Source organism: Actinoallomurus iriomotensis (assembly GCF_030269445.1).
Classification (GTDB): Bacteria; Actinomycetota; Actinomycetes; order Streptosporangiales; family Streptosporangiaceae; genus Actinoallomurus; species Actinoallomurus iriomotensis.
In genome coordinates, this window is sequence record NZ_BSTJ01000014.1 from 305,601 (window position 1) to 326,530 (window position 20,930).

23 protein-coding genes are annotated in these 20,930 nt (G+C 70.4%); 16 read left to right on the forward strand and 7 right to left on the reverse strand.

Translation table 11 applies throughout. The features are described 5' to 3' along the window. Window positions 1-24: 24 nt before the first annotated feature. From QSK37_RS43480 to QSK37_RS43500, 5 genes are read left to right on the forward strand one after another with little or no spacing between them, the layout of a single operon-like run. Window positions 25-513: an SRPBCC family protein gene (locus tag QSK37_RS43480; protein ID WP_285633433.1), complete on the forward strand. Its 489-nt coding sequence runs from the start codon at window positions 25-27 to the stop codon at window positions 511-513. Window positions 514-544: 31 nt separating this feature from the next. Then, window positions 545-1,117: a YceI family protein gene (locus QSK37_RS43485; protein WP_285633436.1), complete on the forward strand. Its 573-nt coding sequence runs from the start codon at window positions 545-547 to the stop codon at window positions 1,115-1,117. 11 nt (window positions 1,118-1,128) lie between these two features. Beyond that, window positions 1,129-2,598, forward strand: a complete 1,470-nt coding sequence (locus QSK37_RS43490) for a DHA2 family efflux MFS transporter permease subunit (RefSeq protein WP_285633438.1) — start codon at window positions 1,129-1,131, stop codon at window positions 2,596-2,598. Then, the gene (locus QSK37_RS43495) at window positions 2,595-2,951 is read left to right on the forward strand and encodes a YciI family protein (RefSeq protein WP_285633440.1); all 357 of its coding nucleotides are present in this window, start codon (window positions 2,595-2,597) and stop codon (window positions 2,949-2,951) included. The genes QSK37_RS43490 and QSK37_RS43495 overlap by 4 nt, the downstream gene beginning before the upstream one ends. Before the next feature lie 6 nt (window positions 2,952-2,957). Then, window positions 2,958-4,139: an RNA polymerase sigma factor gene (locus tag QSK37_RS43500; RefSeq protein ID WP_285633442.1), complete on the forward strand. Its 1,182-nt coding sequence runs from the start codon at window positions 2,958-2,960 to the stop codon at window positions 4,137-4,139. On the opposite strand, the gene QSK37_RS43505 is transcribed toward QSK37_RS43500, so the two are convergent. Next, window positions 4,136-5,068, reverse strand: coding sequence for a hypothetical protein (locus QSK37_RS43505; RefSeq protein ID WP_285633444.1), 933 nt, complete (start codon window positions 5,066-5,068; stop codon window positions 4,136-4,138). The two genes, QSK37_RS43500 and QSK37_RS43505, sit on opposite strands and share 4 nt — an antisense overlap. 305 nt (window positions 5,069-5,373) lie before the next feature. Here QSK37_RS43505 and QSK37_RS43510 point away from each other — a divergent pair, with 305 nt between their 5' ends. Continuing rightward, complete coding sequence (locus QSK37_RS43510) at window positions 5,374-5,739, forward strand: hypothetical protein (protein WP_285574969.1); 366 nt, start codon at window positions 5,374-5,376, stop codon at window positions 5,737-5,739. A 23-nt stretch (window positions 5,740-5,762) separates the two neighbouring features. Next, complete coding sequence (locus QSK37_RS43515) at window positions 5,763-6,125, forward strand: roadblock/LC7 domain-containing protein (protein ID WP_285633447.1); 363 nt, start codon at window positions 5,763-5,765, stop codon at window positions 6,123-6,125. Window positions 6,126-6,128: 3 nt separating this feature from the next. Here the strand turns inward: QSK37_RS43515 and QSK37_RS43520 are convergent, their stop codons facing one another. From QSK37_RS43520 to QSK37_RS43530, 3 genes are all read right to left on the reverse strand, one after another. After that, entirely contained in the window at window positions 6,129-7,580 is a 1,452-nt protein-coding gene (locus QSK37_RS43520) for an amidohydrolase family protein (RefSeq protein WP_285633449.1), read from the reverse strand. 80 nt (window positions 7,581-7,660) lie between these two features. Continuing rightward, window positions 7,661-8,023, reverse strand: coding sequence for a hypothetical protein (locus QSK37_RS43525; RefSeq protein ID WP_285574960.1), 363 nt, complete (start codon window positions 8,021-8,023; stop codon window positions 7,661-7,663). Further along, window positions 8,020-8,880: a DODA-type extradiol aromatic ring-opening family dioxygenase gene (locus QSK37_RS43530; protein WP_285633452.1), complete on the reverse strand. Its 861-nt coding sequence runs from the start codon at window positions 8,878-8,880 to the stop codon at window positions 8,020-8,022. Before QSK37_RS43530 ends, QSK37_RS43525 begins: the two co-directional genes overlap by 4 nt. A gap of 200 nt (window positions 8,881-9,080) precedes the next feature. On the opposite strand from QSK37_RS43530, the gene QSK37_RS43535 reads away from it, so the two are divergent. Beyond that, window positions 9,081-9,917 (forward strand): IclR family transcriptional regulator domain-containing protein, encoded by an 837-nt coding sequence (locus tag QSK37_RS43535; RefSeq protein WP_285633455.1) that lies wholly within the window; start codon window positions 9,081-9,083, stop codon window positions 9,915-9,917. On the opposite strand, the gene QSK37_RS43540 is transcribed toward QSK37_RS43535, so the two are convergent. Continuing rightward, window positions 9,889-10,431: an NUDIX hydrolase gene (locus tag QSK37_RS43540; RefSeq protein WP_285633457.1), complete on the reverse strand. Its 543-nt coding sequence runs from the start codon at window positions 10,429-10,431 to the stop codon at window positions 9,889-9,891. The two genes, QSK37_RS43535 and QSK37_RS43540, sit on opposite strands and share 29 nt — an antisense overlap. Window positions 10,432-10,699: 268 nt before the next feature. On the opposite strand from QSK37_RS43540, the gene QSK37_RS43545 reads away from it, so the two are divergent. Beyond that, window positions 10,700-11,779, forward strand: coding sequence for a protein kinase family protein (locus QSK37_RS43545; protein WP_285633460.1), 1,080 nt, complete (start codon window positions 10,700-10,702; stop codon window positions 11,777-11,779). Between the two features lie 176 nt (window positions 11,780-11,955). On the opposite strand, the gene QSK37_RS43550 is transcribed toward QSK37_RS43545, so the two are convergent. Further along, window positions 11,956-12,723, reverse strand: coding sequence for a protein kinase family protein (locus tag QSK37_RS43550; RefSeq protein WP_285633463.1), 768 nt, complete (start codon window positions 12,721-12,723; stop codon window positions 11,956-11,958). A 482-nt stretch (window positions 12,724-13,205) separates the two neighbouring features. On the opposite strand from QSK37_RS43550, the gene QSK37_RS43555 reads away from it, so the two are divergent. The 7 genes from QSK37_RS43555 to QSK37_RS43585 all read left to right on the forward strand — a co-directional run bounded on the left by QSK37_RS43555 (window position 13,206) and on the right by QSK37_RS43585 (window position 19,641). Continuing rightward, the gene (locus QSK37_RS43555; RefSeq protein WP_285633466.1) at window positions 13,206-14,012 is read left to right on the forward strand and encodes a phosphotransferase; all 807 of its coding nucleotides are present in this window, start codon (window positions 13,206-13,208) and stop codon (window positions 14,010-14,012) included. Window positions 14,013-14,166: 154 nt separating this feature from the next. Further along, the gene (locus tag QSK37_RS43560) at window positions 14,167-15,336 is read left to right on the forward strand and encodes a CaiB/BaiF CoA transferase family protein (RefSeq protein WP_285633469.1); all 1,170 of its coding nucleotides are present in this window, start codon (window positions 14,167-14,169) and stop codon (window positions 15,334-15,336) included. Next, window positions 15,333-16,124, forward strand: coding sequence for a citryl-CoA lyase (locus QSK37_RS43565; RefSeq protein ID WP_285633472.1), 792 nt, complete (start codon window positions 15,333-15,335; stop codon window positions 16,122-16,124). The genes QSK37_RS43560 and QSK37_RS43565 overlap by 4 nt, the downstream gene beginning before the upstream one ends. A gap of 9 nt (window positions 16,125-16,133) precedes the next feature. Continuing rightward, window positions 16,134-17,264, forward strand: coding sequence for an NADAR family protein (locus tag QSK37_RS43570; RefSeq protein WP_285633474.1), 1,131 nt, complete (start codon window positions 16,134-16,136; stop codon window positions 17,262-17,264). 46 nt (window positions 17,265-17,310) lie between these two features. Beyond that, on the forward strand, window positions 17,311-17,937 hold the full coding sequence (locus tag QSK37_RS43575) for a TetR/AcrR family transcriptional regulator (RefSeq protein ID WP_285633477.1): 627 nt from the start codon (window positions 17,311-17,313) through the stop codon (window positions 17,935-17,937). 299 nt (window positions 17,938-18,236) lie between these two features. Then, a complete protein-coding gene (locus QSK37_RS43580; protein WP_285633480.1) occupies window positions 18,237-19,433 on the forward strand; it encodes a cytochrome P450 in 1,197 nt (398 codons plus the stop codon). A 13-nt stretch (window positions 19,434-19,446) separates the two neighbouring features. Next, the gene (locus tag QSK37_RS43585) at window positions 19,447-19,641 is read left to right on the forward strand and encodes a ferredoxin (protein ID WP_285633483.1); all 195 of its coding nucleotides are present in this window, start codon (window positions 19,447-19,449) and stop codon (window positions 19,639-19,641) included. Window positions 19,642-19,658: 17 nt separating this feature from the next. On the opposite strand, the gene QSK37_RS43590 is transcribed toward QSK37_RS43585, so the two are convergent. After that, complete coding sequence (locus QSK37_RS43590; protein WP_285633486.1) at window positions 19,659-20,873, reverse strand: MFS transporter; 1,215 nt, start codon at window positions 20,871-20,873, stop codon at window positions 19,659-19,661. Window positions 20,874-20,930 lie beyond the last annotated feature (57 nt).

The following is a 20,930-nucleotide window of genomic DNA, read 5'->3' on the forward strand; positions in this document are numbered from 1 at the left end:
GAGATGACAAGGAGCGTGCCCACCGTGAACCAGGAGAGCGTGAACGCCACCCTGACCTTCGCCGTGCCCGCCGCGAGAGTGTTCGCGGTGCTGGCGGACCCGACGACCCATGCCGCGATCGATGGCACCGGCTGGGTCCAGGAACCCGCCGACCGGGCGCCGCTGACCGAGGTCGGGCAGATCTTCCGGATGGACATGTATCACTCCGACCACCCCGACGGCGACTACCAGGTGGTCAACAGGGTCGAGATGATCGACCCGCCGCGCACCATCGGCTGGGTGACGGGGACGGACAAGGGTGACGGTCAGCTGGAGTTCGGCGGCTGGATCTGGCGGTACGACCTGACGCCGACCGGTCCGTCCGAGACCGAGGTCACGCTCACGTACGACTGGTCGGCGGTGCCGCAGTACATCCGGGATCGCGGCATCCGGTTCCCGCCGTTCGGCCCCGAGCACCTCATCAACTCTCTGCACCACCTGGCCGAGCTCGCCGCACCGGCATCCCACGTCTGAACGCCCACCTGCGACATAAAGGAGAACTCCCATGACCACCGACATCACCAGCGCCCGCTCGCAGACGCCCGACGGCTGGGCCGCGGGCACCTGGACCATCGACCCCGCCCACACCGTGGTGAGCTTTTCGGCGCGCCACCTGATGAGCCGGGTACGCGGAACATTCGCCGAGGTCAGCGGGCAGATCGTCACCGACCCCGACCCCGCCCGCTCGACCGTCACGGCCGTGATCGGGACCGCCTCGGTCAACACCGGCAACCAGATGCGCGACGACCACGTGCGATCGGCCGATTTCTTCGACGTCGAGCGGTACCCGCAAATGAGGTTCGTCAGCCGCGCACTGCGCCAGGTGTCGGGCGCCTGGGTGCTGTCGGGTGAGCTGACGATTCGCGATGTCACGCGGGCGGTGGATCTCGAGGTCGAGTTCCTCGGCTCCGACCCGACCGGGCTCCAGGGCGAGCCGCGGATCGGCTTCTCGGCTCAGGCGACCATCAGCCGCCGCGACTTCGGCATCACCTTCGGTCTGGTCGCCGACGGCACCAAGATCGTCGTCGCAGACAAGATCGACATCGTCCTGGACGTCCAGGCGTTCCCGGCAGCCTGAGGGGCCGAACGATGACTACTTCGAATCGGGCCCGCTGGCTGGCGCTGGCGGTGGTGTGCGCGGGATCGCTGATGAACGTGCTGGACACCACGATCGTGGGTGTCGCCCTGCCCGCGATCCAGCATGATCTGGGGTTCAGCCAGGCGTCGCTGGCGTGGGTGGTGAACGCCTACCTGCTCACCTACGGCGGGTTCCTGGTGCTGGGCGGGCGGCTGGGCGACCTGTTCGGTCACCGGCGGCTGTTCGCCGCGGCCGTCGGCGTCTTCACCCTGGCCTCACTCGCCTGCGGCCTGGCACCCGGACAGGGATTCCTGCTGGCCGCGCGTGCGGTGCAGGGGCTGGCCGGAGCGATCGCCTCCGCCGTTGCCCTGTCGCTGGTCGTCTCCCTGTTCCCCGAACCACGCGAACGAGCCAAGGCGATGGGCCTGTTCGGGCTGATCAACGCCGGTGGCGGCAGCATCGGAGTGCTGGCCGGCGGTGTCCTCACCGGCCTGCTGTCCTGGCAATGGATCTTCTGGGTCAACGTCCCGATCGGCGCCGCGGTCCTCCTCGCCTCACTGCGCGTGTTGCCCACCGGCCCGGCCCGGCAACGCGGCCGGCTGGACGTGGTCGGCGCGGCCCTGGTGACCGCCGGGATGCTACTGGCCGTCTACGCCATCAACGGCGCCGGCCAGACCGGCTGGACCTCGAGTCGCACCATCGGCCTGCTGGCCGCCGTCGCGGTGCTGCTCGCGGCGTTCGTCGCAGTCGAGTCCCGCACCGCCGCCCCACTGGTGCCGCTGCGGCTGCTCCGGCAGCGCAACCTGACCGCCGCCGGCGTCATCGGCCTGCTGTGGACCGCCGCCATGTTCGCCAACTTCTTCCTCACCACGTTGTACCTGCAGCAGGTCCTCGGCTACAGCGCACTCCAGACCGGGCTGGCGTTCCTGCCCTCGAACCTGCTCATGGCCGGCGTGTCCGCCGGCGCCTCGGCCCGGCTGGTCGCCCGCTTCGGCACCAGGCCCCCGCTGGTGGCCGGGTTCCTGCTCGTCGCCGCCGGCCTGGCCCTGCTGGGCCACGCGCCCGTCGCGGGCCACTTCGCCGTGGACGTGCTGCCCGGCGGCATCCTGCTCGGCGCCGGCGCCGGAACGGCCATGTCCCCGCTCCTGCTGGCCGCCATCGGCGACCTGTCACCGGATGAGTCCGGTCTGGCATCCGGCATCGTCAACACCTCGATCATGCTCGGCGGCGCGCTCGGCCTCGCCGTCCTGGCCAACGTCGCCACCGGACGCACCGACCGGCTGACCGCCGCCGGGCACCCCCACCTGGACGCGCTCACCAGCGGCTACCATGCCGCCTATCTCACCGCCGCCGCCTGCGCCGCCCTCGCCGCCCTGCTCGCCGCCCGCTGGCTCCGCCCCGGCGCCACGCCCGGGAACCCCGCACCCACCCCGACCGCGCGACCCGCACTCGCCACCACAAGTCGAAGGAGTTCACCATGAAGCAGTACCTGCTCGCCGTCCAGCTCGACGAGAGCGCGCCGGCGCCGTCCGACCGGGAGTTCAAGGAGCAGATGGCCCGGACGGGCAAGGTCAACGACGAGATGCGGTCCGCCGGTGCCTGGGTGTTCGCCGGTGGCCTGGTGTCCTCGCACGCCACCACGGTCGTCCGCCCCGGCAACGGCACGACCACGATGACCGACGGCCCGTTCGCCGAAACGAAGGAACAGCTCGCCGGATTCTGGGTGATCCGCGTCGAGGACCTGGACCAGGCGCTGGCCTGGGCCGACAAGTGCGCACTCGCCTGCGAGGCCCCGATCGAGGTGCGCCCGTTCGACGAGTACTCGCAGGCCTGAGCACGAATGGATCTGGAGACCCTCTACCGGACGGAGTACGGCCGGTGCGTGGCCACTCTGACGCGCGTCCTCGGTGACATCGGGCTCGCCGAGGAGGCCGTCCAGGACGCGTTCGCGGTGGCCCTGCAGAAGTGGGACCAGCCGCCGCCCAATCCCGGCGCGTGGATCGTGACCACCGCCCGCAACCGGGCGATCGACCGCCTGCGCCGCGAGTCCACTCGCCAGGCCCGTCACGCTCAAGCGCTGCTGCTGCACCAACCCGACGAACCACAGGAGGTGGGACCGGTGCGCGACGACCAGCTCCGCATGATCTTCACCTGTTGCCACCCGGCCCTGTCCCCGCTCGCCCAGACCGCGCTCACACTGCGCCTGCTGGGCGGGCTGGAGGTGGGGGAGATCGCACGGGCCTACCTGGTGCCGGAGGCGACCATCTCCCAGCGGATCGTCCGCGCGAAGAAGAAGATCCGCGACGCCGCCATCCCCTACCGCGTGCCCGAGGGCGCCGAACTCCCCGATCGGCTCGCGCCCGTACTCACCGTGCTCTACCTGGTCTTCAACGAGGGATACGCGTCCACGTCGGGGGAGCTGCTGCGGACGGACCTGTGCCTGGAGGCCATTCGCCTGGCGAGGGCGCTCGCCGAGCTGATGCCCGACGAGCCGGAGGTGATCGGGCTGCTGGCGCTGCTCCTGCTCACCGAAGCCCGGCGCCCGGCGCGGGTGGGGCCCGCGGGCGAGCTGGTGGTGCTCGCCGAGCAGGACCGGTCGCTGTGGAACCGGGAGCTGATCGCCGAGGGGCATGAGCTGGTACGGCGGTGCCTGCGCCGTGGGCAACCGGGGGCGTACCAGTTGCAGGCCGCCATCAACGCCGTGCACACCGACGGGCCGGCGACCGACTGGACGCAGGTGCTGGCGCTGTACGACCAGCTGGTACAGCACGTCCCGACCCCGATCGTCGCGCTCAACCGCGCGGTCGCCGTCGCCGAAGTGCACGGACCCGCGCCGGCGCTGGCCATCATCGATGAACTGGACCTGCCGGGCTACCACCTGCTGCCCGCGGCCCGCGCGGACCTGCTCACCCGCCTCGGCCGCACCGCCGACGCCCTCGCCGCCTACGACGAGGCGATCAGCCTGGCGACCAACGACACCGAACGAGCCTTCCTGCAGACCCGGCGGGCACGCCTGGCCTAGACGTCCTCCTCGGCGTCGGCGTCGGCGCGGCGGCGGCGCGGGAGCTCGGCGGCGGTCTCGGCGGACGGGGCCGGCTCCAGCAGTGCCTCCGGCGACGAGTCCTCCCGCAGCTCACCGATCGGCAGCTCACCGATCGGGATCTCGTCGAGCCGTACCGCGCCGACCTGGGCGGACTCCTCCTGGGACCGGGCTCCGCCCGGCGGGTCGACGGCGATCAGGCCGTCCTTGAGCAGGATGGCCAGATCCGAGAGCACGGAGTAGAGCCCGCGGCCGAGGGTGAAGGCGATGTCGCGCGCGCTGGCCCGCCCGTCGGCGGTGGCGAGGATCGCGGCGCGGCCCGGCGCGAGCACCGGGTTCCGCCGGGTCTCCGCGGGGGCCGGCCGCGTGTGGATCGTCAGGCCGAACGGCCGCCAGCCGGCGACCACCTCCAGCCGGCGGTGGGTCTCCCGTACGATCCGCCCGGTGTCCAGGCCGGGTTCGGCGGGCAGCAGAGGCGGCAGGTCGCCGGGCCGCGCGGGCCGGGCGGTGCAGGAGCTGACGCCGCCCAGGGCGATCGCGAAGATCGCGTCGAAGACGGCGGTCTGCGTCAGCACCTCGACCGCCGCCGTGCCCAGCAGCCCGCGCTCGACCAGTTCCTCCGCCAGCCGGCCGTACGGGGCCGCGGCGGTGAACACCTCGCTCCAGTCGGCCTCGGAGATCCGGCCGGAGCGCAGGAGCAGCGACTCGATCCCCGGCGCGACCGGAGTGGAGGCCGCGAGGACCGCGCCGTCCCGCATGACCACCTCGCCGCCCTGGCCGCCGTCGAGCCGGAGGGTGCCGGAGAAGCGTTCTCGTCCTCTTCGTGTGAGAGCCGTGGTGAGAATGCCCGACCTGGGGAAGGACGCCGCGGCTCCGCTCGGCGGCTCGGTTCGCGAAACGGGTTCTGTCACGTCGGCCATCCATCGGAACGGGAGTTCAGGGACGTTATGGGGTATTTCGGCTAAGTCATCATGCCAGGTGTGCGACCGAAATCCGGCACATCCTCGCCGTAACTTCGGTCAACCGAATGGCACCTCTTCAGGAACCTCCGGTCAGGTCGCATGTCAAACGGCCCTCGTCGCGGCGAATGCCCGACATATCGCCATCCCGCCCGGTACCTTTCTCCTCAGATACATCACGCCTGCCGACCGGTGTCACAAAAGGTGTTTCGGTCACGGGGAAGCTCGGTCAGGCGGCTCACGGGGTGGGAGGCTCGATGAATATCGAAACCGCGCTCAAGGAAGCCATGGCGATCGACGGGGCCCTCGGCGCCGCACTGGTCGACTATGAGAGCGGCATGACGCTCGGCGTCAGCGGCGGCGGCCGCGAACTCGACCTGGAGGTGGCCGCCGCGGGCAACACCGAGGTCGTCCGCGCCAAGGCCCGTACGCTCGAGTCCCTGGGCATCACGGAGTCGATCGAGGACATCCTGATCACGCTCGACCAGCAGTACCACGTGATCAGGCTGCTCAACCGCGGCGGCAGCCAGCTGTTCTTCTACCTCGCCCTCGACCGCTCCCGCGCCAACCTGGCGCTCGCCCGGCACAGCCTGCGCCGCATCGAGAGCGAAGTCGACCTCTAGGCTCGGCGAAAGCAGGACAGGGGATGAACAAGGAAGCGGTGCTCGCCGAGCTGCACGCCCTGCGCGAGCAGGTCGTCGGGGTGCGAGACAGCGCGGTCGCGTCGGTCGACGGCATGCTCGTCGTGTCCGACACGGACAAGGTGCGCCCGGACGCGCTGGCCGCCCTCGCGGCGGCGGCCCTCGGGCTGGGCAAGAGCACCAGCAACGAGGTCGGCATGGGCGAACTCCGCGAGGTCGTCACCCGCTGCCAGAGCGGCCACATCGTCGTCTACGCGATCCAGGACCACAGCCTCCTCGTCGTCCTCGGCGACGAGGGGCTCGACATCGCCCGTCTCCACCTGCGGTCCCGCCCGGCCATCAGCCGGCTGGCCGAGATCCTCGGCTGAGGGTCAGGTCGACCGCTGGGCGCGGTGGCGTTCGTCGCCTCCGTCGAAGTCGGTATAGGTGTAGGGGTTCGGGACGCGCTCGGCGGCGGGCAGCTCCGGGGTGAGGCTGTCCTGCCATGCCTGCTCGCCCATGGTGGACCGGGCGTACTCCACGGTGCGGCCGACGGCCGCCCTGGCGCCGGCCAGGTCGGCGCCGACGAGACGGTGCTCGTGCTTGACCACGCGCCCGTTGACCAGCACGGTGTGCACGTCGCCGCGGCTCGCCTGGTAGACGACGGTGCCGTACGGGTGGAGCAGCGGGTACAGGGCCGGGGCGTCGTCGTTCTTGATCAGGACGAGGTCCGCCTTCTTGCCCGGCGTCACGCTGCCGATCACCGAGTCGAGCCCGAGCGCGCGGGCGCCGCCGATGGTGGCCCATCGCACGACCTCCTCGGCACGCAACGAGTTGTGCACGACGGTGTCGCCGCGGGCGTGCGCCTCCAGGTGCTCCCGCGAACGGTCGGCGGACAGCGTGGCCCGCATCGCGGAGAACAGGTCGGCACTCCACCACACGCTGGTGTCCATCGACAGCGAGACCGGGATACCGTGCCGCCGCAGCTGCCAGCTCGGCGGGTACCCCTGACCGGCGCTCTGCTCGCTCTCGGTCGACACCGACACGGACCCGCCGCTGGCGGCGATGCGCTGGTAGGAGTCCTGGCTGAGGGTGGCGGCGTGGACGTAGGTGGTGCCGGGCGTCATGAAGCCGCCCTCCCACATGAGCCGGATGCCGTCGTCGTTGGTCGCGCCCCAGACACCGGCGTGCGTGGTGACCCGCAGGCCCAGGTCCCGTGCGGCCTCGAACGCCCCCCGCTCCGGGAACTTCGGGTCGCCGGTGACGTCGAAGGCGAGCTGCAGGCCGAGCATGTCGTCCGGCGCGCCGAACCGCTCGACGAAGCCGCGGAACTCCGGGCTGTTCGTCCACTCCCACGGGGCGCCGAGCAGGTTCCCGTACGCGAGGACGAACCGGCCGGGCGCCGCCCGCAGCGCGTCGGCGGCGGCCTCGCCGTGCTCCACCGTCCGCAGCCCGTGCGACCAGTCCACCGTGGTCGTGACGCCCGCGTCCACCGCCTCGATCGCGGACAGCGTGTCGCCGGCGTGGATGTCCTCGGGGCGGAAGATCTTGCCCCAGTTGAGGTAGTAGAAGACGAAGTACTGCGTCAGGGTCCAGTCGGCGCCCAGCCCGCGCAGCGCGGTCTGCCACATGTGCCGGTGGGTGTCGACCATGCCGGGCATCAGGATGCCGCCGGAGGCGTCGATCTCGGCGGTGCCGCCGGGCACCGCGAGGTCGCGGCCGACCTCGGCGATCGTCTCGCCGGTGACGAGCACGTCGCCCTCGATGACGCCGGCGTCGTCCATGGTGAGGACGGTCGCGTCGCGAAAGACGATCGGGCGGCCGTCGAACTGGTCGGGGTTCATGAGTCCTCCTTCGTCGGCTGGAGTGACCTCTGGGGCGCGCCTTCGATTCCCTCGCTCCGCTCGGTCATGGCGTCACCTGCTCAGGTGGAGATGTCCGGGTACGGCAGGGCGAAGTGGGACAGCTTGGCGGCGTAGTCGAGCTGCATCCCCAGCGGCTCGGTGAAGTCGCGCTCGAACATGGCGATCCACAGCGTCAGGGTGAGGAAGTTGTGCGCGCCCATCGCGAACAGCGCGACGTGGTCGTGCGTCCTGAGTGCCTGGCGCTCCTCGTCCGTGAAGGACAGCCAGGTGGTGCGCTCGCCGCTCGGCAGGTTGAGGATCTCCCCCGCCTTCTCGGCCTCCCACCACGCGACGGTGCCCTCGGGATCCTCGCGGTACCGCTCGACGAGCTCGGGGTCCCGGTCGATCGTGTAAAGAAACTTGTTCACCAGGTACTTGCTCATGCTCCCACTCCGTTCGGATACCAGGTGAAGTAGGCCTCCATGGTGTGGAAGAGGTCCAGGTTGTCGGCGTAGTCGGCCTTGCGGCCGTCGGCGAGGCCCATCATCAGCATGAAGTCCATGAAGCCGTGGGTGGCGTTGCCCGGGGCGTGCAGGCTGTCGAGGGTGACTTCCGAAAGGCACCCCTCGAGGTCGCCGTTCGCGATCCACTCGACCGCCTTCGCGTCGAACTCCGGGTCGGGCCCGTGGGCGCCGAACTGGCGCGGGCCGCCCAGTTCGAGCGACAGGTGCCCGGTGCCGATCACCGCGACGCGCAGGTCGCTCGGCCACGCGTCGACCAGCTCGCGGATCGTCCGGCCGAGCCGCACGAACCGCTCCGGGCGCGGCAGGGGCGGGGCGAAGATGTTGGTGTAGATCGGCACGATCGGCAGGTCGTTCTGCGGCCGTACGGTGAAGATCGGGCACGTGATGGAGTGGTCGACGCGCAGTTCGTTGCTGAACGCCAGGTCGAAGTCCCGGTCGATGCCCTCGCGCAGGATGTACGCCGACAGCTCCTCATGCCCCTTGAGGAGCAACTTCGGCAGGCCGAACTCCCGCTCCTCGTTGTAGTAGTTCGCGTCGTAGAACGGGGCCTTGCCGACCAGGAACTGCGGCATGTTGTCCAGCCAGAGCTGGTGGAAGTGGTCCGAGCCGACCATGACCAGCACGTCGGGGCGGGCTCGCGTCAGCGTCTCGCGGTAGGCCTCGACCTTCCGGACCCACGCGGCGGCGAAGGGCGGCGCCTCCTCGGCGGGAAGCCGGCTGGTCCGGTAGTAGAACGGATGGTGCGTCGTGGCCAGAATCGCGACGAGATTCGCCATCGTGACGGTCCTTCCTCGTTAACAACCGCCTACCGGACACTCGTCCGATGAGCGGCGTTAGGGGAAAGATGGCGCGGGAGCCGAGTGGTGTCAAGGGGCCCGTGCGCCGGACGGCCGGCGGGTTCACGGCTCCTCGGCCGCTGTGCGACCATGCTCACGGTGTCACCGTCCGGTGACGCCGGTCGACCAGGGGGGAGATCATGGCCGGACGCGGCTCCGATCCCGACTTCGTCGAGGCGCTCGCCCGCGGGCTCGACATCCTGTCGTGCTTCGGCGAGCGGCGTCCGCGCATGACGCTGACGGAGGTCGCCGCCGCGACCGGACTGGCCCGCCCGACCGCGCGCCGGCTGCTGCTGACGCTGCGCGAGCTCGGCTACGTCCGGGCGGACGACGGCGCGTTCGCCCTGACGCCGCAGGTGCTGCGCCTGGGCATGTCGTACGTTGGCGCGCTCGGGCTGTGGGACATCGCCCGCCCGCACCTGGAGGGCCTGGTCGCCCAGACCGGCGAGTCGTCGTCGATGTCGCAGCTCGACGGGCCCGACATCGTCTACGTCGCCCGCGTCTCGGTGCCGAAGATCATCACCTTGCGGGTCGAGATCGGCACCCGCTTCCCGGCCGCCCGCACCTCCCAGGGCAAGGTGCTGCTCGCCGCCCTGCCCCCGGACACGCTCCACGAGACGCTGAGCCGCCCGAGCCGCGCGGGCCTGCCGCCGTTCCTGCCGCGTGACCCGGCCGAGCTGGAGGAGGAGCTGCTCACCGTACGCGCACGGGGCTGGGCGCTGGCGGATGAGGAACTCGCACCGGGCATCCGGTCGGTCGCGGCGCCGGTCCGCGACGGCACGGGCCAGGTCCGCGCCGCGATGAACGTGACCGTACACGCGGCCGAGACGAGCGTGGACGTCCTGGTCGGCGAGCACCTCCCCCTGCTGCTGCGAACGGCCGGCGACGTCTCCGCCGAGTGGGCCCTCTGGCAGTCCCGCCCGCACACCGAGGTGAGCGCCGACCCGGTCACACCCATACGTAGTTCTCGTCAGTGACGGCGGGCAGAGCCGCATCGGTCACCGCGGCGAGTGGGTCGGGAAGCGCGGCCAGTGCCGGCCCGATGGGTGGGAAGATCGGCAGCTCGGCGGTCGTGCGGTAGTCGATCCAGTCGATGAGGCCGACCTCATGCCCGCCGGGAACCTCGTCGTACTCCTCGGTGGCCAGTGCCTCGCGGACATCGGGGGTGATGTGGAGTCGGTAGATGAGGTGCAGCTTTCGCGGCGGCGGAGTAGCCCCGGGGCGGGAGACCATCTGGTCGATCACCCACAGCAACTCCGGCGCGTCGGCCTGGGAGTGGGCGAGGTCGAGTTCCTCGGCCAGCTCACGCCGCAACGCGGTCAGCAGGTCTTCGCCGTGCTCGACATTGCCGCCGGGCGGAGTGAAGTGGGTCGACCCTGGCCGGTCCCGCCGTATCAAGGCCACGTCGTTGCCACAGAAGACGAGCGCGCCGACGCGGATCTTGATACGGGAGAAATCCGGTGCCATGACCTCACGTGAGTTCGACGTCATGGTGGCCAGTATCCCGGCCATGTGATCGGTACTCCCTGATTGAGCGATTGGCCATGACAGTCGGAACGGGCTCCACTTGTTGACGGGTTCGGGGACCAGTTGGTGATCATCTAGACGGAAGATGTTGGTGAGTTTGGGCACCACTGCGCCTGCGTTCGAGCGTCCCCGGCTGGTAGGTCTCCCCGTCTCAGTTCAGGTGGCACTATCTCAGTCACGTTCGCGAGATCACGACACCTGAGTTTGGGATTGCACTCATCGAGGAGTACCGATGCGTAGCCGTGATGCGCAGCACGCCGCGCGCTTGGCCGCATATGGGGCCGTCTCAACGCGTCTGTCCCTGATGGGTGATCGTCAGCTCAAGCAGGCCGTGGTGGCGGCAACTCCGCTCGGGTCCGGCATCGGTGGCCGGTCAGGAGAACTGGACGTCGCTGGGGTTCGGGTCTTCGTAAAGCGTGTCCCGTTGACGGATGTCGAGTTGCGGCCGGAGAACACGAGGTCGACTGCGAACCTGTTTGGCCTGCCGACGTTCTACCACTATGGAGTGGGCTCGGCCGGTTTCGGAGCCTGGCGTGAGCTTGCCGTGCATGTCATGACCACCAACTGGGTCCTCACGCGCGAATACGAGGGCTTTCCGCTCATGTACCACTGGAGGGTTCTGCCCGACTCGCCTCCTGAGGGATTTGCTGAGCAGTTCGGAGGCGTTGACGGGGCGGTCGCGTACTGGGAAGGTTCGCCCGCCGTGCGCGAGCGGCTGGAGGCCGTCGGCCGGTCATCGTCCAGCCTGGTGCTCTTCCTGGAACACGTGCCGCAGACGCTGGCAGAGTGGCTGGAAGACGAGCGAGATGAGGCGACGAGCGGTCGAAGCGAGTCGCCCTACCCATGGGTGGATGACGCCCTGCTCCGGGGGACCACCTTCATGAGTTCTCGCGGGCTCGTCCACTTCGACGCCCACTTCCACAACATCTTGACCGACGGCCGCCTGCTCTACTTCGCAGACTTCGGACTCGCCCTCAGCTCCGGTTTCGAACTGTCGGCCGCCGAAGCCGAGTTCCTCGCGGACCATCACGCCTACGACCGCTGCTTCACCGCCGGCCATCTGCTCCGGCACCATCTGCCGAACGGCGTAGTTGGCAATACCGAACATGCGGCGTTCTTGCGCGAGTGGATCGCAGGCCGAAAGCCCGACCGGATCCCGCCCGAGATCACCATGGTCATTGACCGGCACTGCCAGATTGCCGTAGTCCTGGATGAGTTCCACCGCCGTCTGCTGACGGAGAGCAAGAAAACGGCGTATCCGACCGCCGAGCTCGAGCTGGCCCTGCGCATGTCAGTGACGGGCGCCCGCTAGCGTGCGCTCCTGTGGGACGAACCACGTTCGTCCTTTCGACGACTTGTGGCAGATCGCCGTCATGCTCCCACCGTCACCATCACGGTGGTGCCCAAACTCACCAACACAACCTCCCGGCCCCCAGCGGGTGCGGTCAGTCTGACACGTTCCAGGGCTGGCTGGGGTGATGGTTGGCGTTATCTCGGGAAGGTGACGAGTTCGGCGAGCGCTTGGTCGAGATCGTCGGCGATGCCTTGTTGAAGAAGTCGCTGGAACACGGGGTCTCCGGCGGCGGCCAGTTCTCGGATCCCGTCGGCGTGGGCCTTGACGCGTTCCCGCACCGCTTCGAGGAAGTCTGCTGCAGTGCCCGACCAGCCGTAGGTGTCAAGGAATCGCTGAAGCCGACGGGGACGGGCGTCAAAATCTGTGAACCCTTCGGCGGCGGCGACATGCCGGGCGTGCAGCGGCACCCAACTGAAGACAGTGAAGGCCAGGTCCCATTCGGGTCTGACGGGCCCGGCGAGGTCCCAGTCGAAGAATCCGGCCAGTCGGCCGTTGTGCCAGGCGGCGTTGTAGGGGGCTGCGTCGTTGTGACCGATGATCAGGCCTGGCGACCAGCGGTTTCCGCCTTTCCAGACAGCGTCAGGTGGCGGGAGGAAGTCGGCGACTGCGTGGTGGTAGGCGTGCATCCAGTGCGCCACTTGGTCGAGTGTGTCGTCGGCGTGGACCCACCCTGGCCAGGGTTTGTTACTTCCGACGGTTCGACCTTCGAGGAAGGTGAGGATCTCCCGGCCCTGCTCGTCGAAGCCGAGTGGGCGTGGGGCGGCGGTGAACTGCTTGGTCGCCAGATGAGTGAGCAGCGCGTGCACTGCGGCCGTCCATGGTCCGGCGGCGCGGCGGACGGTATCGCCGATCCGAATAGCACCGCCGATGTTCCCGCCATCGAGTCGTTCAGCCGAGTCCACGACGATCACTCCTCCGGCAGTCGATGACCGCATCGATCAGCCCTGTGGTGCAGGTCAGGCCATAGGTAGCGGCGAACAACTCCAACCGGCCACCTTGACCCAGCCCTCCGGACCGGACTCTCCATCCAGGTAGGTGAGGACCTCGCGACCCTCCTCGTCGGTCCCCAGCAGCCGTGGCGAGTAAGGGAACCGACCTGCTCCAGATGCCCGAGCAACGCATGGACGGCCGGTGTCCACGGGTGGGTGGGCCTGCGGACGGTGTCTCCCAGACGTACCACCCTGCGGTGCGGTGCGTCCTGCAGCACGTCCTCGTCTGCCATGAGTTCCGAGATTACCTTCGCCGCACTTGCGGTCTCCTCCCGGTCGGTCACAACGTGGAACAGCGGGGAACCAGTCATCATCGTCTCGGTCGCCTCGCTGTGGGCGGCCGCGCACAGAGGAGGGCCGTCGGCGCGTTGAAGGCATCAGATGTCCCGCGAGGGGTGGCCGCTGCCGTTGCCGCGGCCGACGCGCTCGGCCTGTGGGTCGATGACGCGGTCGTTCTTCACGACTCGAACCGGATCGCCGTACGCCTGCGGCCCTGTGACGTTCTCGCGCGGATCGCGTATGTCGCGCACCGGGCCGCCGCCGAGTTCGAAGTCGAGGTCGCTCGGCGGCTCGCCGGACCGGACGGTCCGGTGGCCGCGCTCGAGCCTCGTGTCGAGCCCCGCGTGTACGTGCGTGACGGCTTCGTGGTCACGCTGTGGAGGTACTACGAGCCTGTGCCTTCACCCGAGCTCACGCCTGCCGAGTACGCGCGGGCGCTCGTGCGGCTGCATGCCGGCATGCGGCAGGTCGACGTCTCCGCGCCGCACTTCACCGATCGCGTCGCGCAGGCGCGGTCGCTGGTCGGCGACCGCGCCCGCACCCCGGAGCTCGGTGAGGCGGAGCGCGGACTGCTCGGCGACGCGCTGACGCGCCTGAGCCGTGCGATCGGCGACCGCGGTGCCGATGAGCAGTTGCTGCATGGTGAGCCGCATCCCGGCAATGTGCTCAGGACGAGGAGCGGACAGCTGTTCATCGATCTGGAGACGTGCTGCCGCGGACCGGTCGAGTTCGACATCGCCCATGCGCCCGAGCAGGTCGGCGAGCACTATCCGGCGGCCGATCCGGACCTGCTTCGCCAGTGCCGGATCCTCACCCTGGCGATAGCCACAACGTGGCGCTGGGATCGAGACGACCAACTGCCGAACGGACGCCGGCTGGGCGAACAGTGGCTCGACCAGATCCGGGCGGCACTCGGTCACTAGTCGGAGTGGGGGTGGGGGCCGCGGGTCGTACGAGCCCGGTCTCGGAAGATCCACCCCCCACCGCTTGACGAACCATCAGAGCATCCCGTTGACAGATGGCGCTCGGCGCGACGAGAGTTACGGACAGCTGTCCGTATCGCGGTTGGAGCGCCTCATGTCACCAGCAACCTCCGGCCCGCTGTCGGGCATCGTGGTGGCCGACTTCTCCCGGGTGCTCGCGGGCCCGTACTGCACGATGCTGCTCGCCGACCTGGGCGCCGACGTGATCAAGGTGGAGGGCCCGGCCGGCGACGACACCCGGCACTGGGTGCCGCCCGTACGCGACGGTGTGGGCACCTACTTCCTGGCGGTCAACCGCAACAAGCGGTCCATCGTGCTCGACCTCGCCGACGCGGGAGACGCCGAGGTCGCGCACGCCCTGTCCGCGCGAGCGGACGTGTTCATCCACAACTTCAAGCCCGGCGGTCTGGCGAAGTTCGGGCTCGACTACGACGCCGTGGCCGCGCGCAACGCCGACGTCATCTACTGCGAGATCAGCGGCTTCGGCTCGGCGGAGGGCGCGTCGCTGCCCGGGTACGACCTGCTCGTCCAGGCCATGTCCGGGCTGATGAGCCTGACCGGAGACCCCGCCGGCCCGCCGTACCGCTCCGGCATCTCCGTCTTCGACATCATGACCGGCCTGCACTCGGCGATCGGCATCCTCGCCGCGCTGCACCACCGCGACCTCACCGGTGAGGGCCAGCGCGTCGAGACCAACCTGCTGTCCACCGCGCTCAGCACCATGGTCAACCAGGTGTCGGCGTACATCGCGGGCGGCGTGGTCCCCCACCGGATGGGCAACGCGCACCTGAGCCTGTTCCCGTACGAACCGCTCGCCACCGGCGACGGGGAGCTGATCGTGGCCGCCGGCAACGACGGGCAGTTCCGCCGCCTCTGCGCCGCGCTCGGCGCGCCCGAGCTGGCCGGCGACGAGCGCTTCACGACCGTGGGGCGCCGCAACGAGAACCGCGAGGAGCTGCGGCCCCTGCTCCTCGACCGCCTCGCCACCCGGTCGGCGCGGGAGTGGTTCGACGTGCTCACCGAGGCGGGTGTCCCCTGCGGGCCGATCAACGACGTGCGCGGCGGGGTCGAGCTGGCCGGCGAGCTGGGCCTGGAGCCGGTCGTCTCGCCCGAGGGCGTGCCGAGCGTACGCAACCCGGTGCGCCTGTCGGCCACGCCCACGCGCTACGACCTCGCGCCGCCCGCCCTGGACGCCCACGGCGACGAGGTACGCGCCTGGCTCGGCCTGCCCGCCCCACACCGTACGGAAGGACCCCACACGTGACGCGACCCGTACCCGAGTTCCCCACCTCGCTCGGCACATCCGACCCCACGACCATCACGCTGCTCGGGCAGGATCTCGCGCGGGACCTGATGGGCAAGGTGAGCTTCGGTGAGCTCGCGTACTGGCTGCTCACCCTCGAACGGCCGACCCCGCGGCAGTCGCGGCTGTTCGAGGCCGTGCTGCTCGGCCTCGCCGACCACGGGTTCACCCCGACCGCGATCGCCGCGCGGCTGACCTACCTCAGCGCGCCGGACGCGATCCAGGGCGCGCTCGCCGCGGGACTGCTCGGCGGCGGCTCGCGGTTCCTCGGCGTCACCGAGGACACCGGCCGCTTCCTCGCCGGCGTGCTCGCCGAAGCCGGCGAACACCCTTCCGACGAGGCGGGCTGGGACGCGCTGGCCGAACGCGCGATCGCCGCGCGCAAGGCCGCCGGCCTGCTGGTCCCCGGCCTGGGCCACCCGGTGCACAAAGAAGGTGACCCGCGCACGCCGGTCATCATCCGCATCGCCCACGAGGAGGACCTGTACGGGCCGCACCTGGCGCTGTTCGAGGCCGTCGGCCGCGTCCATCCGCGCATCCTCGGCCGTACGCTGCCGCTCAACGGTGCCGGGGTGAGCGGCGCGGCCCTCGCCGACCTCGGCCTGCCACTCGAACTGCTCCGCGGCACCGTGCTCCTCGCCCGATGCGCCGGCCTGCTCGGGCACATCGCCGAGGAACTGCGCCGCCCGGTGGCGAACGACGTCTACCTGACGGTCGACCGCAATGCGACGTACGTGGACCCCGATTAGGCTGCGCTCGTGCAGAACAGGACGTTCCGGATCGTGGACGGCGAACGGATCGAAGGAACCTGGCGGCATGTCTTCATCCACAACTGGACCTACCACCTGACCGATCTGCTGATCTACGCGGACGGGGCGATCTGGTGCTGGGAGTGGGTCGACCTCGACGGATTGCGCACCAAGCTGGCCCAGGGCTGGATCGCCACCGAGATTCCGCCGGGAGCGCGAGCGTCGGCGCACGACCTGGCCTCGTGGGTCTTCGACGAGCCGCGTGTCTGGATCGATCCGGACGACTTCGTCGTCCAGGTCGCCGACGAGATCGATCGGTTGAACGGTCGCCCGGACTCCACCGACCGCTGCCTGCGGGTTCTGGATCGGTACCTGGCCGGCCGTTCCGACGAGGACAGGCGAGCGCTCGCCACCGCGTACCTGGCCATTCCGGCGATGGACCGGCGCTATGCCCTGGGCGACATGGACGCCAAGGACTGGCCGCTGCGCGTCCTGTGCACCCCGGTGGGCGACGAGGCGGTCGGCGCGCCTGAATCCCCGGACCGGTTCGGCATCGTCACCGAGGACATGCGCCGGTGGGCCTTCGACTACTTCGCCGAGCAGGATCGCAGCCGCGCCGAGTACGCCGATCGGCGGGAGCCCGACGACCCGCCCGGGCCCTCGGCGGGCCCGGTGAACCTGGAGGCGGTCGTCTACCCGAAGGGCTGGCCGGATGATCCGGGCGTACTGGTCCTGCGGAACGAGTACCCGGCCGAGATCGAGTTCGGTGGCGTCCGCCATCCGACGGTCACGCACGCCTACTGGTCGCTGTCCACCGGTGATCCTGACGCGGCCGAGCGCATCCGCACCGCGGAGCGGCCGTACGAGGCCCGAAAGATCGCCGAGAAGGCCGTGCGTCGTCCGGAATGGTCCGACATGCGGCTCGGGGTCATGTCCGCGCTGCTGCGAGCCAAGTTCGCCCAGCACCACGATCTCGCCGGCATCCTGATCGCCACCGGTGACGCGCCCATCCACTATTCCGACCCGGGTTCGGTCTACTGGCACGCGCGCGGGGAGCGAGGCCGTAACTGGGTCGGGCGGCTGCTGGAACTGGTCCGCGGCGAGCTCGTCGCCGAGCGGGCCGGACTGGCGCTGCGCTGAGCCCCCGGTAGGTGGCGATGTGGGGCCGGCGCGGGATGATGGGTTGATGCCGGACGAGACGGATCTCACGACACAGCGGGTCCGAAACCCCTGGGGGCAGGGCGACCGGCTGCGTACGGAGATCCTCGACGCGGCCGTACGGCTGCTGTCGGAGCTGGGCGGCGCCGAGGCGCTGACGATCCGCGGCGTCGCGCGGGCGGCCGGCATCGCCCCGGCGAGCATCTACCAGCACTTCGCCGACAAGGCCGCGCTCGTCCGCGGGGTCGTCGAGTACGACTACGAGCGCCTCTCGGCCGTCATGCGGGAGGCCGACGAGAGCGCCGACACCGACGACGTGGTCGGCCGGGTCCGGGCCCAGATGCACGCCTACTGCCGGTTCGCGATCGCCAATCCAGGCCACTACCGGCTGATGCTGGGCAACCGCCGCGTCGCACGCGAGCCGGACGGCCGGCCGCGCGGCCCGCTGGTGCCGGTGGTGGAGTCGGTCGCCGCCGCGTTCGAACGCTGCGAGCGCGCGGGTGCGCGGCTGCGCCTGCCGAGCGACCGCGCGGCCGTGATGGTGTTCGTCGGAACCCACGGCCGCGTCGCGCTGTTCCACTCGGGCCGGGCCGACGAGGACGCCGACCGCATCCTGCAGTTCGTCGACGAGCTCATCTCCCTCGTCGTCGAGTAGGAACCCCGCCCTGCCGGACGGCCGTCAGACGTTCGAACCGCAGGTAGAGGCCTTGTAGGCCAGGACCTGGTAGCTGGTGTGCGCTCCGATGAAGTTGTTCACCGCCGCCGGCTTCGCGGCCGATGCCGGTGCGGCCACCGCGCCGGGCCGGGTTCGGAAACCTGCAGGACAAACCGCTCTTTAGCAGGCGAAACGTGATTTAGAACTCATTTCAGCACTCTCCTCAGGCACTGCCGTACGGCATATGCTGAGGCAATCGCCGAACAATCGTTCGGCAACTGTCCGTGTAGGAGGCCTCGATGCCGGACACCCGTGTGCCCGCCTACCCGATGAAGCGCGACTGCCCGTTCGACCCACCGCCCGAACTCGGCCGGATCCGCGCCGAGGACCCCGTCACCAGAGTGCGGCTCTGGGACGGCAGCCGCCCCTGGCTGATCACCGGTTACGACGACCAGCGCGCGGTCCTGCGGGACCGCCGGTTCAGCGCCGACGTGCGGAGACCCGGATACCCCCACGTCACCGCGGGCTCACGGGCGAGACGCCGCCGGTCGCGGACGTTCATCTCGATGGACGAGCCCGAACACGGCAGGTACCGCCGGATGCTGACCAGCACCTTCATGATCAAGCGTGTGGAGGCTCTGCGCCCGCGGATCCAGGGGATCGTGGACGAGCTCATCGACACGATGCTGGCCGGAACGCCGCCGGTGGACCTGGTCTCGGCCTTCGCGCTGCCCGTGCCCTCGCTGGTGATCTGCGAGCTGCTCGGCGTCCCGTACGCCGACCACGACTTCTTCCAGCGATGCAGCCGCGCCATGGTCAGCAGCCGATCCACGCCCGAAGAGGCGGTCACCGCCGGCGACGAGCTGAAGGAGTACCTGATCCGCCTGCTCGACCGCAAGGCCGACGAGCCCGCCGACGACCTGCTCAGCCGGCTGGTCGTCGAACAGGCCGAGACGATGACGCGCTCCGAGCTCGCCGACATGGGCATGCTGCTGCTCGTCGCCGGCCACGAGACCACCGCGAACATGATCGCGCTCGGCACGCTGACCCTGCTCCAGCACCCCGACCAGCTCGCCGAGCTGCGCGAGGGCGATCCCGTGCTGATCAAGAGCGCGGTCGAGGAACTGCTGCGCTACCTCAACATCGTGCACAGCGGCCGGCGCCGCGTGGCCACCGAGGACGTCGAGGTCGGCGGGCGGCTGATCCGGGCCGGTGAGGGCGTCATCGTGGCGACCGACGCGGGCAACCGCGACGAGAAGGCCTTCCCCGACCCGGACGTACTGGACCTCCACCGGGAGGCGCGCCACCACGTGGCCTTCGGGTACGGCGTCCACCAGTGCCTCGGCCAGCCGCTCGCGCGGGTCGAACTGCAGGTGGTCTACGGCACGCTCTACCGCCGCGTCCCGACGCTGCGGCTCGCGGTGCCGCTGGAGGAGATCCGGTTCAAACACGACATGCTCGTGTACGGCGTCCACGAGCTGCCCGTCTCCTGGTGAGGAGGGATTCGGCATGAAGGTCAGCGTCGATCAGGAAAAGTGCATCGGATCGGGCCAGTGCGTCATGCTCGCCGCCGCCGTGTTCGACCAGCGCGACGAGGACGGCATCGTCGTACTCCGCGACGCGAACCCGCCGTCGGACCTGGACGACGACGTGAGCGAGGCCGCCCAGGTCTGCCCCGGCCTGGCGATCAGCGTCGAGGACTGACCACCTCGTACGGCGTCTCAGGCGCTGGGCCGGAGCAGGATGCCGGCGGCCATCGTGCAGGTTCCGGCCAGCGCCGTGACGGCGGCCAGCAGGACGGCGGCCGGGATGCCGACGGCGCCCGCGACCGCGCCGAAGGCGAACGGGGTGATCGCCGCACCCGAGAACAGGCCGGCCTGCACCCACGCGCCCGCGCGGGCGCCTTGCCCGTCCAGCAGGCGCATCACGGAGGCGAGCAGCAGGCCCGTCCAGCCCCAGCCGCCGGCCACGGCCAGGACGGCGCCGACGATGAACGCCACGGGCGTGCCGAACGCGGTGAGCGCCAGGCCCAGGGCGCCGCTGAGCATCATCGCCGCGACCACGGCCGGGTTGTGCCGGGGCTCCCGGTCAGCGACGCCGCCCGCGGTCAACCGCACGGCGATGGCGAGGACGCCGGCGAGCGACTGCATCAGTCCCGCGGTGGCCGTCGACAGGCCGGAGTGCGTGCCGATCTGGATGAAGTAGGAGGCGGCCGAGTTGGAACCCACGGTGGCGAGTCCGGCCGCCAGCGTCCACAGCAGGAGCACCCGGCGATCCGCCGCCTGCGGAGCGGTCTCGTCGTCCTTGCCGGTGGCGGATTCCTCCTCCTGACGAGCCGGGCCGGTCCGGCCGAGCGGAGCGACGCAGAGCGCGAGGACGGGGAAGGCGGCCGCCGTCACGAGCGCGGTCCGCCAGCCGTAGGGCCCGGCGACCAGTCCGGCGAGCAGGCCGGGCAGCAGCGGGGCCGCGCCGAGCGCCGCCCCCACCAGGCCGGTGGCGAATGACAGCCGGTGTCCCGGCACACGCGCGGCGACGTATCGCCCGGCCGCCGGCTGGGGCAGCGTGTTGGCCGCGCCGCCGATCAGCAGCGCGCCGATGAGCCCGGCCGGGCCGTTCGCCACGGCCGCCAGCAGCAGTGCGGCGGCGGCCAGCAGATCGATCACCAAGAGCACCGCCGGGAGCGGCAGGCGCGCCGCGACGCGGCGGGCGACGCCGGATCCGAGCGCGGTGACCGCGAAGAATCCACTCAGCGCCAGCCCGACGGCGGTCCCGGAGATCTCCGTACCGCGCTCGATCGGGGCGGCGAGCGCGGCCACGCCGAACACGGGTGTCATGGCGGCGACGGCCGCGGCGACGACCGCTCCCATGCCGCGCCACGGCCCGCGATCCGCAGGCCGCGGCCGGCGGACGATGGGGGTGGGAGCCAGGGTGCTCATGCTTCTCCTTTCCACTGCGCTTCCACCCTCGACCGGCTCGGTACTCCGATGCCAATA